The organism is Streptomyces sp. NPDC003077 (assembly GCF_040611095.1).
GTDB lineage: Bacteria > Actinomycetota > Actinomycetes > Streptomycetales > Streptomycetaceae > Streptomyces.
In genome coordinates this window covers 1-11203 of sequence record NZ_JBEXNM010000125.1, presented here as the reverse complement: position 1 = coordinate 11203, position 11203 = coordinate 1, and the positions used below count along the sequence as shown (strand labels likewise).

The window sequence follows — 11203 nt, the reverse complement described above, 5'->3', positions numbered from 1 at the left end:
GCGGGCGCGTGAGCGCCGCGACCGCGCGCGAGCGGGCCCGGCGTGACGGGCCCACGCGATCCGCTCACCTCTCCGGCTCCCGCTCCGGGTAGGTGGCAGCGCCGTGCCCGGTGTCCTTCCGCGTCCATCCGACGCCGCCGGAGACGGCCGCCCCCCGTCGGGACGGGCGGAAAGGCCCTGCGGTTCGACTACGACTTCGGCTTCCAGGACTACACGGGTATCGGCAGGCGTCTCAAAGGCGACTGGTCCGCGTTCCGCGCCCTCTCGCTGTGGCTCAAGCCGGACGGCTCCCACCACAAGCTGGTCCTGCAACTCGTCGCCGGCGGGGACGCAGATGCCGTAGGTGACCGGATCGTCGCGGCCGACGCCCCGGAGAAAGGATCCGCCCCGGATGGCCGGCTTCCACGTCCTCACCGCTCCAGCGGGCGGTGGGCGGTCTCGGGCAGCCGGAGGTAGACGGCGGAGGAGACCAGGCACAGCACGGCCACGTACACGGGGAAGAGACCGGCCCGCCCCAGGTCCTTGAACAGCGTGCCGATGTAGGGCGCCGTGCCGCCGAGGAGGGCGACGGTGAGCGAGTAGGGGAACCCGATGCCCGCGGCGCGCACCCGCGCCGGGAACGTCTCCGCGTTCACGGCCGCCGAGATGGCCGTGAAGCCGCTCAGCAGGATCATGCCGGCGCACTGCACGAGCAGCAGCGTGACGAAGGAGCCGTCGAGCGCGCGCAGCAGCGGCACGCTCAGCGCGGCGAAGCCGATCCCGAACGTCAGCAGCAGCGGCTTGCGCCCGAAGCGGTCGGACACGAGGCCCGCGACGGGCTGGAGCACGGCGAAGAACGTCAGCGAGAGGGTGCCCGCCAGCAGCGCGTCCGATTTCGTCACCCCGGCGTTGAGCTCCGCGTACGTCGGCAGGTACGACGTCCACGTGTAGTAGGCGAGCGTGCCGCCCGCGGTGATGCCGCAGATCAGCAGCGATTCGCGCGGGTGGCGACGCAGTGCCTCGAAGAGGCCGGGGCGGGGCGCCTGGTCCTGCTCCCCGCTGCGCGTCTCGTGCGCGCCGCGCCGGACCCAGAAGCCCACGAGGCTCAGGAGTGCGCCCAGCACGAACGGGACCCGCCAGCCCCAGCCGTCCATGGCGGCGGGCGCGAGATTTGCGACCAGCAGCGCCGCGACGCCGGACGCGGCGAGCTGCCCGATGGTCGTCGAGACGTACTGGAAGCTGGAGAAGAGCCCCCTCCGTCCGGGTCCGGCCGACTCCACGAGGAACGTGGTCGACGCGGCGAACTCACCGCCCACCGACAGCCCCTGCAGCAGCCGGGCCAGGACGAGAACGATCGGCGCGAGGACCCCGGCGGCGGCGTACGTCGGCGTCAGCCCCACCAGGAGGCTGCTGCCGCCCATCAGCAGAATGGTCACCGTCAGCGCCGCGCGGCGCCCGCGCCGGTCGGCGACCGCGCCCATCAGCAGCCCGCCGATGGGCCGCATGAAGAACCCCACCGCGAAGACCGCGAACGTCGAGAGCAGCGGCACCAGTGAATTCCCCGCGCTCTTGGGGAAGATCTGCGCGGCGATGTACGTGGCCAGGAAGGTATAGGTGTACCAGTCGTACCATTCGACCGCATTGCCCACCGAGGCGGCGAGCAACTGCCGCGCGGGGCGCGCCGGAGGGGACTCGGCACCCGCATGGGCCCCCTCACCCGCAGGGGAATCCGGCCCGGCCTCGGGCACCGGCCCTTTTCTGAAAGCTGTCATGATCACGAAGCTCCCCGTCTTCGGGCACGGCAATCAGGCCGCGCCAATCTCTCAAGGACGTGGCGCCACGCGCCACGGACGAACCTTCACCGGCGACCGCTTCATCGAGCCCGCCTGACGCCAGGAGCAGGAACTTCCCCCTGGCAAGCACTCGTCCCAGGGGCCGCTGACCACTCGCCAGGCACGTCGGCGAGCAGTCGGCATCGGATGCTTCGGAGAAAGACACCGGCCGGAGGCGGCGAAGCCCGGCAGCGCCCGCCCACGAATGACCACGCACGGACCTACGCCGACCTGCGTCGACGCAGGACAGGGACGCTCAAGTAGGCGGTCCGGGCGCCGTGCGGGAGAACCGGTCGCACCACTGGGCCGCGCCGCCGACCGACGCGGCGGCCGGTTGCCGCAGCCGCGATACCGGGCGCCCGCCCTCCGGGGTCCGTTCCCCGAAGAGATCCTGGGTGTGGGTCATGGTTCTCCGCTCCTGGGCACTCGTACGGGGCGTCCCGGGAGCCCGGGCCGTGCGGTCCCGGCCAGGCGCTCCGTCCGAGGCGCCTCGTCCGGGGTGCTTCTCCTTCTCCCGCCCGTGGGGCAGGATGAGCCGACACGTGATCATGTACCCGGGAGGCGGTCGGCCGCCAGGGTCCGCGGGCCGCCGAAAGGAAGCGGAAACGTGCGCGTAGCACTGTTCGTCACCTGCGTGAACGACACGCTCTACCCGCGCACCGGGCAAGCGGTCGTCACGCTGCTGGAGCGCCTCGGCGTGCGAGTGGGCTTCCCCGAGGGGCAGTCGTGCTGCGGTCAGCCGCAGTTCAACACCGGTTACCGGCACGCGACCGAGCCGCTGGCGCTGCGGTACGACCGGGTGTTCCGCGACTACGACTACGTCGTCACGCCCTCCGGGTCGTGCGCCGCGATGGTGCGCGACAACTACCCGCGGCTGGCGGCGAAGGCCGCCGCCGAGGGACGCGGGCGGGAGCTGCCCGCCGCCGCGGAGCGGGCGGTGCCCAAGACGTACGAGCTGACGGAGTTCCTGGTGGACGTCCTGAACGTGACGGACGTCGGCGCCTTCTACCCGCACACCGTCACCTACCACCCCACCTGCCACGGCCTGCGGATGCTGGGGCTCGGTGACCGGCCGCGCCGGCTGCTGGCCCACGTCAAGGGGCTGGAACTGCGGGAGCTGGAGGGCGCCGAGGAGTGCTGCGGCTTCGGCGGCACGTTCGCCGTGAAGAACGCGGCGGTGTCGGCCGCGATGGGTGCCGACAAGGTCCGTCACATCCGTGCCACGGGCGCGTCGGCGGTGTGCGCCGTCGACAACTCCTGCCTGATGCACATCGGCGGCACGCTGGCCCGGCAGGAACGTTCCGGGGCCGCGGCGGGTGGCGGCCCCTCCGTCGTCCGCCCCGTCCACATCGCCGAGATCCTGGCGAGCACGGAAGGGGACGTGTGGTGACGAGCGCGGAGGAGGGCGGCCTGTGACGCGTCCCGGTGTACGAGAAATGCGGACGGGCCTGTGACGCCCCTCGGTGAGCAAGGGAAGAGGGGCCGCTCGGTGACGCCCCTCGATGGGCAAGGAAGCGGACGGGCCGGTGACGACTTCGGCGAGCGGGGACGGGGACGGGCCGGTGGCGTCCCCCGACCAGTAGGGAAAGGAACGGCCGGTGACGCACTTCGGTGAGCAAGGAAAAAGGGGCCGCTCGGTGACGCGCTCCGGTGACCGCGCGGCGAGCAGCCCCGGGAGTCCCGCCGGGACCCCCGACGCGCCCTCCGGCGGCACCGGCCACCGCGCACCCGGCGCCGTCTACCTCGGCCTGCCCGCCTTCCCCGAGGCCGCGGGCCCCGCCACCCGGGACCGGCAACTGCGGGCCAACCTGCGGCACGCCACCCACACCATCCGCGACAAGCGCGCCCGGGCCGTGGCCGAACTCTCCGACTGGGACCGGCTGCGCGCCGCCGGCGCCGCCGTCAAGGACCGCACGCTCCGCCACCTCGACCACTACCTGGAGCAGTTGGAGGACGCGGTGACGGCCGCGGGCGGCCACGTCCACTGGGCCGCGGACGCCGCCGAGGCCAACCGCCTGGTCACCCGGCTCGTCCTGGCCACCGGCGAGCGCGATGTCGTCAAGGTCAAGTCGATGGCCACCCAGGAGATCGGCCTGAACGAGGCGCTGGCGCAGGCGGGCATCAGCACGTACGAGACCGACCTGGCCGAACTGATCGTGCAGCTCGGCGACGACCTGCCGTCCCACATCCTCGTCCCCGCCATCCACCGCAACCGCTCCGAGATCCGCGACATCTTCCGCGACCGGATGGGGCAGTGGGGGCGCCCGGCCCCCGAAGGGCTGTCCGACGCGCCCGCCGAGCTGGCCGAGGCGGCGCGGCTGCACCTGCGCGAGAAGTTCCTCCGCGCCAAGGTGGGGATCTCCGGCGCCAACTTCATGGTGGCCGACACCGGGACGCTGGTCGTGGTGGAGTCCGAGGGCAACGGCCGGATGTGCCTGACCCTGCCGGAAACGCTGATCTCCGTGGTGGGCATCGAGAAGGTGGTGCCGGCCTGGCAGGACCTCGAAGTCTTCCTCCAGCTCCTGCCCCGCTCCTCCACCGCCGAGCGGATGAACCCGTACACCTCCATGTGGACGGGCACCACGGACGAGGACGGTCCGCGCGCCTTCCACCTGGTCCTGCTCGACAACGGGCGCACCGACACCCTCGCCGACACCGTGGGCCGCCAGGCGCTGCGCTGCATCCGCTGCTCGGCCTGCCTGAACGTGTGCCCCGTGTACGAGCGGGCCGGCGGCCACGCCTACGGCTCGCCCTACCCGGGCCCGATCGGGGCGATCCTGACGCCGCAGCTGCGCGGCACCGTGAGCGCGCTGGACGCCTCGCTGCCCTACGCCTCCTCGCTGTGCGGGGCCTGTTACGAGGTCTGCCCGGTCGCCATCGACATCCCCGAGGTCCTGGTGCACCTGCGGGAACGGGTGGTGGAGGGCGGCACGGTGACCCGCAACGGCGTCAAGGCCGTCGTCCGCCCCGCGAAGGGCCACGCCGCCGAACGCGCCACGCTGCGCGCCGCCGCCTGGGCGTTCGACCACCCCGGGGCGCTGCGCGCGGGCCAGCGGCTGGCGGCCCGCACCCGCCGGCTCCATCCGCGCCGCCTGCCGGGACCGGGCCGCGCCTGGTCGGACACCCGCGACCTGCCGCCGGTCCCCGCGGAGTCGTTCCGGGACTGGTGGCGCCGCACACGCGAACCGGGGCCGGACGGGACGAGCAGGATGAAGGGAACAAGCGGGGCGAGCGGGACGGAGGGGACGCGGTGAGCCGGCGGAACGAAAGCCCCGGGCGGGCACGGAGGCAAACGGAGGGCACGCGATGAGCGGACGCGACGTCGTACTGGGCCGGGTGCGCCGGGCGCTCGCGGACGTGCCGCGCGCCGAACGCCCCGAAGACGTCCCCGTACCGCGGGACTACCGGCGCGACCACGGTCCCCGCGATCCGGCCGCCACGGTGGACCTGCTGGCCGAGAACCTCGCGGACTACCGGGCGGCGGTGCACCGCACCGATCCGGCCGGGCTGCCGGCGCTGATCGCCCGGCTGCTGGCCGAGCGCGGCGCCCGTACCGTCCTGGTGCCGCCGGGCCTGGACCCGCGCTGGCTGTCCGCCGCCGAGGCCGCGCCGGTGCCGGACCGGGCGGCGAGCACCCCGGACGAACTGGACGCGGTCGACAGCGTCGTGACGGGGTGCGCGGTGGCCATCGCCGAGACCGGCACCCTCGTCCTGGACGGCGGCCCCGACCAGGGTCGCCGCCGCATCACCCTGATCCCCGACCACCACGTCTGCGTGGTCCGCGCGCCCGGGCAGGTCGTCGACTCGGTCCCGCGGGCGCTCGCCCGCCTGGACCCGGCGCGCCCCCTCACCTGGATCTCCGGCCCCTCCGCCACCAGTGACATCGAACTGGACCGGGTGGAGGGCGTGCACGGGCCGCGCGTGTTGGACGTGGTGTTGTTGCTGACGACCGGAAGTGGTGGGGAGGCCGACGAAATGAGGGACGATTGAGGCCAGGGGGAATCGAGAAAGGAATTCCCCGGCTTTCCTCTCACTCTCCCTTTCGGCCGCAACTCATATTTACACATTTTCATTGGTGCCGTTTATCCTCTCTCTCGCTCGGAAAGTCTTGCGCTCGCGGGGACCCCTTAAGAAAACGAGAGGATCGGTCATGAATCGCATCGCGAGGAAGCTGGTGACCGTTTTCGCGGTTGCCGGAGCCTCCCTGGGAACGGTCGTCCTGCCCGCGGCGCAGGCGGGCGCCCAGGAACCCTCCTACTGTCCGCCGGTCGAAGGCGTCTGCTCGTGGGCGGCCCCTGGCGGCCAGGGCCCCGGGCGGCTGATCAGCCAGGACGAGCCCTTCAGCCAACCGCCCACCCTCAGCGCACGGAACCAGAGCCAGAGCCCCTGGTGCTTCTTCGCGGGGCCGAATTACACCGGACAGCGCGTCCAGCTCGACCCGAGTCAGTCCAACCCGTTTCTCGGCTTCCCCGCCCGCTCGGTGAGGCGAGGGCCTTGCGGATACGGCCCGACCGAGGTGAATCGCTGAGCAATCACCGGCCGGGCAATCACTGAACGAGAAGGACCGTCGCGCGTTTTCCGCGCGGCGGTTCTTTTTCTTTCCCCGCCGCCTGCGCCGCGTAGGGGAAGGGAATTCCGGCGGGCGGTCCGGAAACCGCCGGTGCGAGGGTGTCCCTCGCGGTGGTAGGCACCGCATACCTATGCACCGCACGGGGCTGGGTGCTCCTCCGGGCCCCCGGAAGACTTCCGATCACCGCCGAAGCGGACCGAAGAGCGGTCCGGGCGATCGAACGGGAGGCCGTCGTCATGACCACGAACAGGGAGCACACCCGGGGCGCCGGGACGGCCGCCACCGCCCCCGCCACGCACTGGAACGCGGGGTGGTCGGCCGCCGTGCAGCGTCCCAGCAGCGGTTTCCACAAGAACTGGGCCGAGGAGGGATTCGCCGACCAGACGGTCCGTCAGGTCGTCCGGGTCACCGGCACCGGCGGCGCGGCCCGCGTCAAGCTCTCCAACCGGTACGGGACCGCGCCCCTGGAGGTCACCGGCGCCGCGCTGGCCCGGACGGACCCGCGTCCGGGACGGGGCGCGGCGGTCGAGCCGGGGTCGGTGCGCACGCTGACCTTCGCCGGGGCGCCGTCGGTAACGATCCCCGCGGGCGGCGAGCTGTACAGCGACGCGGCCGAGGTGACCGTGGCGCCGTTCGAGTCCTTGACGGTGACCCTGTACTTCGCGCGGCCGACCGGACCCGCGACCTTCCACGCGCAGGCGTACGCCACCGCATACCGGGCCGAGGGCGACCAGCTCACGGCCACGGACCCGGCGGTCTTCACGGAGACCACGGTGTCCTGGTACTTCCTCGCCGACGTGGAGCTCGCGGGCGCCGCGCCGCGCCGCGACACCGTCGTCGTCTTCGGCGACTCGATCACCGACGGGTTCGGCTCCACCGTCGACGGCGACCAGCGGTACTCGGACGCGCTGGCCCGGCGGCTGGCCGACGCGGGCACCCCGCGCCCCGTCCTCAACTCGGGGATCGGCGGCAACCTGCTGCTGAGCGACTCGCCCTGGTTCGGCGACCGGGCCGGCGACCGGTTCGCACGCGATGTCCTGGACAAGCCGGGCGTCCGGTCGGTGGTCGTCCTCGCCGGCCTGAACGACATCGGTTTCAGCGAGGTCGACCTGCCGACGTACAAGCCCGACGCGCCGCGCTCCGCCGAGGAACTGATCGAGGGCTACCGGGCGTTGATCGCGCGGGCGCACGCGGCGGGGGTGCGGGTCCTCGGCGGGACGATCACGCCGTTCAAGGGCTCCGAGTACCACAGCCCGCGCGCGGAGGCGAAGCGCCGGACGGTCAACGACTGGATCCGCGCCTCCGGCGCCTTCGACGCGGTGGTCGACTTCGCGGCGGTGCTGGCGGACCCGTCCGACGCGGAGTCGCTTGCGTCCGTCTACGACTGCGGCGACCGCAAGCACCCGGGCGACGCCGGCTACCGCGCGATGGCCGAGGCCGTGGACCTCGCGGCCTTGTGACCGCGCCGGAGACGGCGGGCGCCGGGCGTCCCCCGGTCACCACGGACCCGCCGCCGTCACCTCGGCGTGCTGCTCAGCGCCTGCTCGTCCTCCCCGCCGAGGTCGGCGTCGCGGCGTACGAGGGCGGCGTAGCGGCCGTCGGCGGCGAGCAGTTCCTCGTGCGTGCCGCGTTCGGCGATCCGGCCGCCGTCCAGGACGACGATCTGGTCGGCGTCGCGGATGGTGGAGAGGCGGTGCGCGATGGTGATCGTCGTGCGGCCTTCGGACAGCGCGTCGATCGCCTGCTGCACGGCGTGCTCGGTGCGGGTGTCCAGCGCGCTGGTGGCCTCGTCCAGGACGAGCACCGGCGGGTCGCGCAGGATCGTCCGGGCGAGGGCAAGCCGCTGCTTCTCGCCGCCGGAGAAGCGGTAGCCGCGCTCCCCGACCAGGGTGTCGTAGCCGTCCGGCAGGGACGTGATGTGGTCGTGGATCTGCGCCACCTTGGCCGCCCGCTCGATCTCCTCGTCGGTCGCGTCGGGCTTGGCGAACCGGAGGTTGTCGGCGACCGAGGCGTGGAAGAGGTACGTCTCCTGGGAGACGACGCCGACCGCCCGCGCCAGCGTGTCGAAGTCCAGGTCCCGGACGTCCACGCCGTCGAGGGTGACCCGGCCGCGCGTCACGTCGTACAGGCGCGGCACGAGGTAGCTCAACGTGCTCTTGCCGCTGCCGGTGGGGCCGACGACGGCCAGGCTGCCGCCGGCCGGGATGGTGAGGTCGATGGCGGAGAGGGTGGCGGGTACCTCGCGAGCGGCGGCAGCGCGCTCACCGGGCCGGGGCCCGGACGTTCGGGAACGGTCGTCCCGGCCGCCCTCGGGCGCTGGGGAGGCGCCGCCGCCCGAACGGCCGGGAGGCACGGACGCGGCACCGGTCCCGCCTTCGTCCTCCGCGCCTTCGACCTTCGCGCCTTCGACCTTCGCGCCTTCGTCCTCCGCGCCTTCGTCCTCCGCGCCTTCGTCCTCCGCGTCGGCTCTGTACGAGAACGTCACGTCCTCGAAGCGGATCTCGCCGCGCGGCCGTTCCAGCACAACCGGGCGGGCGGGCTCGGTGATGGTCACCGGCATGTCGAGGTACTCGAAGATGCGCTGGAAGAGTGCGAGCGACGTCTGCATCTGCACGCCCGTGGACAGCAGCGAGACGGTGGGCCGCAGCAGCCCCTGCTGGAGCGACACGAAGGCGACGAGGGTGCCGAGGGAGAACGCCGGCCCCCCGAAGCGGAGCACCATGCCGGCCGCCCAGTAGATCAGCGCGGGCATCGCTGCCATGACGATGCCGATGGTGGCCATCCGCCACCGGCCCGCCATGTTGGCGCGGACCTCCAGGCCGACCAGCCGCTCGGACTCGTCGGCGAAGTTCTTGGTGAGCGAGTCGGCGCGGCCCATCGTCCGGCCGAGCAGGATGCCGCTGACCGACAGCGACTCGGTGACCATCGCGGACATCGCGGCCATCTGCTTCTGCCGCTGCGTGGTGATCTTCTTGCGCTCCTTGCCGACCCGGCGGCTGATCCAGACGAACAGCGGCAGCAGGAGCAGGGAGACCAGCGTGAGCCGCCAGTCCAGCGCGAGCATGGCCACGACGGTGGCGATGACGGAGGTGAGGTTGGAGACCAGCGAGGTGGCGGTGGAGGTGACGGTCGCCTGCATCCCGCCGATGTCGTTGGCGATGCGGGACTGCACCTCGCCGGTGCGGGTGCGGGTGAAGAAGGCCAGCGGCATGCGCTGGAGCTTGGCGTAGACGGCGGTGCGCAGGTCGTGCATGACCCGCTGGCCGACGGTGGTGGAGATCAGCGTCTGCAGCACACCGAAGACGCTGGTCATCACGGCGGTGACGATCATTCCGACGGCGAGCAGGGTGAGCAGGCCCAGGCGGCGCTGGGGGATCGCCACGTCGAGGACCTCGCGGAGGAGGAAGGGCGAGGCGACGGAGACCAGGGAGGACGCGGCCACGAACAGGCCGACCGCGGCCAGCCTGCCTCGGTACGGGCGGAACAGCCCGAGGATGCGGCGCACCTGGGCCGGGGGTTGGTCGGGGCTCTTGGGTGGCGGGGTCCACTGCGGTTCGTCGGGACGCATGGGCTCCTTCGGGGAGTGAGGGACGGGCCGCCCGGAAGGCGAGGGGACAGGGCGGACGGGGACTCGCCGAGCATAGCTCATTGTTACCTATACTCACAATGAGATAAGTCCTGATAGCATCCGTTCATGTCCTCCGCCGATCCGACGAACGCGTGTCCCTCAGAGAGCAGTACGGATTCCCCGCTCGCCGAACAACTGGTGCGGCTCACGCGCCGGATGCACCGTGCCCAGAAACAGCACCTGGAGGACGCGGGCATCGCGTACACCCCGGCGCAGTCCCGGCTGCTGCGCATCGTGGACCACTACCGCGACACCCCACCGCGGATGGCCGACCTCGCCGCACGGCTGGAGGTCGTGCCACGGGCCGTGACGACGCTCGTCGACGCCCTGGAGGCGAGCGGCGCGGTGCGCCGGGTGCCCGATCCGGCCAACCGGCGCGTCATAAGGATCGAGCTGACCGACGCCGGCCGCTCGTCACTGCGGGCCCTGCGCGACGCCCGCCGGGCCGCGGCGGAGGACGTGCTCGCGCCGCTGAGCCCGGACCAGCGCGAGGTGCTGGGCGGCTTGCTGTCGACGCTGGTCGACGGGCCTCGGGGCGAGGGGGCGCGGGCGGCTCGGTAACGAAGTGGGGGCCGCTCGGTGACGAAGTGGGGGCCGGGGCGGGGCCTGTTGGTTGCCGTTGTTTGCCCCTGTTTTCTCCTGTTTGCCGTTGTCTCCCGGCCTGGTGGGGTGGCGGGGCGTGCTGGGACGTCCCGTCCTGCGGCTGCCGCACGCCTGTGACCGGGACGCCCCGCGGCTCCCCCACCTCTGCGACCGGAAGACCCCGCGGTTCCCTCAGGCCTGTGGCCGGAAGGCTCTGCTGACCCGAAGACTCTGCTGACCGGAAGGCTCTGCGGCTCTCCCAGCCCTCCGGCCGGAACGCCCGCACGGCACAAAGAGTGCCAACGCACCTCTTGTGCCCCACAGTTCTCACCGCCAAGATCCGTTCCGAGGTTCCCGTACTGCCGTCGCACCATCCGTTCCCTTGGAGGATCGATGCACGAGGCACCATCGCAGAACCACGGCCACGGAGAAGCGTCCGGCCCCGGCCCCTCCCCCGAGCGCGAAACCGACGAGAGCGGTCTCAGTCGCCGGTCCGTCCTGTGGACCGCCGGGGCGGCCGGCGCGGGGCTGGGCCTGGGCGGGCTCGGCGCGGGCAGCGCCGCCGCCGCGCCCGGCCCGGCGGGGGCCGGGGGCGGGGGGGGGGGGGGGGCC

Annotated in this window: 9 protein-coding genes and 1 pseudogene; 7 read left to right on the top strand and 3 right to left on the bottom strand. The window is 72.7% G+C overall.

Features of this window, described 5'->3' with window-relative positions; all coding sequences use genetic code 11:
- Nucleotides 1-410: 410 nt before the first annotated feature.
- On the bottom strand, nucleotides 411-1751 hold the full coding sequence (locus tag ABZX96_RS37470) for an MFS transporter (protein ID WP_355553966.1): 1341 nt from the start codon (nucleotides 1749-1751) through the stop codon (nucleotides 411-413).
- 316 nt (nucleotides 1752-2067) lie between these two features.
- A complete protein-coding gene (locus tag ABZX96_RS37465; protein WP_355553963.1) occupies nucleotides 2068-2217 on the bottom strand; it encodes a hypothetical protein in 150 nt (49 codons plus the stop codon).
- Between the two features lie 201 nt (nucleotides 2218-2418).
- On the opposite strand from ABZX96_RS37465, the gene ABZX96_RS37460 reads away from it, so the two are divergent.
- From ABZX96_RS37460 to ABZX96_RS37440, 5 genes are all read left to right on the top strand, one after another.
- The gene (locus ABZX96_RS37460; RefSeq protein ID WP_355553960.1) at nucleotides 2419-3201 is read left to right on the top strand and encodes a (Fe-S)-binding protein; all 783 of its coding nucleotides are present in this window, start codon (nucleotides 2419-2421) and stop codon (nucleotides 3199-3201) included.
- Nucleotides 3202-3559: 358 nt separating this feature from the next.
- Nucleotides 3560-5065, top strand: coding sequence for a lactate utilization protein B (locus ABZX96_RS37455; RefSeq protein ID WP_355553969.1), 1506 nt, complete (start codon nucleotides 3560-3562; stop codon nucleotides 5063-5065).
- Nucleotides 5066-5117: 52 nt separating this feature from the next.
- A complete protein-coding gene (locus ABZX96_RS37450) occupies nucleotides 5118-5801 on the top strand; it encodes an LUD domain-containing protein (protein ID WP_355553958.1) in 684 nt (227 codons plus the stop codon).
- A 160-nt stretch (nucleotides 5802-5961) separates the two neighbouring features.
- Nucleotides 5962-6339, top strand: coding sequence for a peptidase inhibitor family I36 protein (locus ABZX96_RS37445; RefSeq protein WP_355553955.1), 378 nt, complete (start codon nucleotides 5962-5964; stop codon nucleotides 6337-6339).
- A gap of 278 nt (nucleotides 6340-6617) precedes the next feature.
- Nucleotides 6618-7841 (top strand): SGNH/GDSL hydrolase family protein, encoded by a 1224-nt coding sequence (locus ABZX96_RS37440; RefSeq protein ID WP_355553952.1) that lies wholly within the window; start codon nucleotides 6618-6620, stop codon nucleotides 7839-7841.
- 56 nt (nucleotides 7842-7897) lie between these two features.
- On the opposite strand, the gene ABZX96_RS37435 is transcribed toward ABZX96_RS37440, so the two are convergent.
- Nucleotides 7898-9949, bottom strand: a complete 2052-nt coding sequence (locus tag ABZX96_RS37435) for an ABC transporter transmembrane domain-containing protein (protein ID WP_355553950.1) — start codon at nucleotides 9947-9949, stop codon at nucleotides 7898-7900.
- Nucleotides 9950-10075: 126 nt separating this feature from the next.
- Between ABZX96_RS37435 and ABZX96_RS37430 the strand changes: the two genes are divergently transcribed.
- Together ABZX96_RS37430 and ABZX96_RS37425 are read left to right on the top strand one after the other, a co-directional pair.
- A complete protein-coding gene (locus tag ABZX96_RS37430) occupies nucleotides 10076-10570 on the top strand; it encodes a MarR family transcriptional regulator (protein WP_355553947.1) in 495 nt (164 codons plus the stop codon).
- Nucleotides 10571-10984: 414 nt separating this feature from the next.
- Nucleotides 10985-11203: pseudogene (locus tag ABZX96_RS37425) on the top strand (hypothetical protein); the annotation flags it as partial.

Excerpts from the sequence above, each read along its gene's own strand:
- ABZX96_RS37465 (WP_355553963.1), bottom strand. The coding sequence starts at position 2,217 with ATGACCCACACCCAGGATCTCTTCGGGGAACGGACCCCGGAGGGCGGG.
- ABZX96_RS37445 (WP_355553955.1), top strand. The coding sequence starts at position 5,962 with ATGAATCGCATCGCGAGGAAGCTGGTGACCGTTTTCGCGGTTGCCGGA.
- ABZX96_RS37450 (WP_355553958.1), top strand. The coding sequence starts at position 5,118 with ATGAGCGGACGCGACGTCGTACTGGGCCGGGTGCGCCGGGCGCTCGCG.
- ABZX96_RS37470 (WP_355553966.1), bottom strand. The coding sequence starts at position 1,751 with ATGACAGCTTTCAGAAAAGGGCCGGTGCCCGAGGCCGGGCCGGATTCC.
- ABZX96_RS37430 (WP_355553947.1), top strand. The coding sequence starts at position 10,076 with ATGTCCTCCGCCGATCCGACGAACGCGTGTCCCTCAGAGAGCAGTACG.
- ABZX96_RS37440 (WP_355553952.1), top strand. The coding sequence starts at position 6,618 with ATGACCACGAACAGGGAGCACACCCGGGGCGCCGGGACGGCCGCCACC.
- ABZX96_RS37435 (WP_355553950.1), bottom strand. The coding sequence starts at position 9,949 with ATGCGTCCCGACGAACCGCAGTGGACCCCGCCACCCAAGAGCCCCGAC.